The 1,404-nt window shown below is 66.2% G+C and carries 1 protein-coding gene; it reads left to right on the top strand.

The window, feature by feature from the left end; translation table 11 throughout:
* Positions 1–1,377, top strand: a 1,377-nt coding sequence (locus ACED67_RS21595) for a Glu/Leu/Phe/Val family dehydrogenase (RefSeq protein WP_395543806.1), incomplete at its 5' end; no start/stop codon positions are given.
* Between the last annotated feature and the right edge of the window lie 27 nt (positions 1,378–1,404).

The raw sequence follows: 1,404 nt of genomic DNA on the forward strand, positions 1-1,404 counted from the left end.
GCGGTTCGGCTGATGGATCTGAGCCCTGGTCTTGAGCAGAAGATCCGGGTCTGCAACTCGACCTATACGGTGCGCTTCGGGGTTCGGCTGCGGGGCAAGATCGAGACCTTCACCGGCTATCGCTCGGTGCATTCCGAACATATGGAGCCGGTGAAGGGCGGCATCCGCTATGCGCTGTCGGTGCATCAGGACGAGGTCGAGGCGCTGGCGGCGCTGATGACCTATAAATGCGCGCTGGTGGAGACGCCCTTCGGCGGCTCGAAAGGCGGGCTCTGCATCGATCCGCGCGCCTGGGACGATCACGAGCTGGAGCAGATCACCCGCCGCTTCGCCTATGAGCTGATCAAGCGCGACCTGATCAACCCGGCGCAGAACGTGCCCGCGCCGGATATGGGCACGGGCGAGCGCGAGATGGCCTGGATCGCCGATCAATATGCCCGGATGAACACGACCGACATCAATGCCAAGGCCTGCGTGACCGGCAAGCCGCCGCATGCCGGCGGCATCCAGGGCCGGGTCGAGGCGACGGGGCGGGGCGTGCAATATGCGCTGCGCGAATTCTTCCGCCACAAGGAGGATGTGGCCAAGACCGGGCTGTCGGGCGGGCTTGCCGGCAAGCGGGTGATCGTGCAGGGCCTGGGCAATGTCGGCTATCACGCGGCGAAATTCCTGTCGGAAGAGGATGGCTGCAAGATCGTGGCCATCGCCGAGCGCGACGGGGCGCTGGTCGACGAGCGCGGGCTGAACGTGCAGGCGGTGCGCGACTGGATGAATGGCCATGACGGGCTGCTGGCGGGCTATCCGGATGCGCCTTTGTCGGCCGATGGCGCGGCGGCGCTGGAACTGGCCTGCGACATCCTGATCCCGGCGGCGATGGAGGGGGTGATCCATCTGGGCAATGCCGCGCGGATCCGGGCGCCGCTGATCGTCGAGGCGGCGAACGGCCCGATCACCTTCGGCGCCGACGAGATCCTGCGCGAGAAGGGCGTGGTGATCATTCCCGACATGTATGCCAATGCGGGCGGCGTGACGGTCAGCTATTTCGAATGGGTCAAGAACCTGTCGCATATCCGCTTCGGCCGGATGCAGCGCCGGGCCGAGGAGGCGCGGAGCCGGCTGCTGGTCGAGGAACTGGAACGGCTTTCCGCCGACAAGGGCCTGGGCTGGACCCTGGCCGATGACTTCAAGGACCGTTTCCTGACCGGCTCGGACGAGCTGGCGCTGGTGCGCTCGGGGCTCGATGACACGATGCGCGCGGCCTATCAGTCGATGCGCGAGGTCTGGCATGGCCGCAACGACGTGGAGGACCTGCGCACCGCAGCCTATATCGTCGCCATCGACCGCGTCGCGAAAACCTATCGCAGCAAGGGCCTCTGACCCCAGCCAAAAAAGGCGAAAGGCCTG

This window comes from Neotabrizicola paludis (genome assembly GCF_044142105.1).
Lineage (GTDB): Bacteria > Pseudomonadota > Alphaproteobacteria > Rhodobacterales > Rhodobacteraceae > Pseudogemmobacter.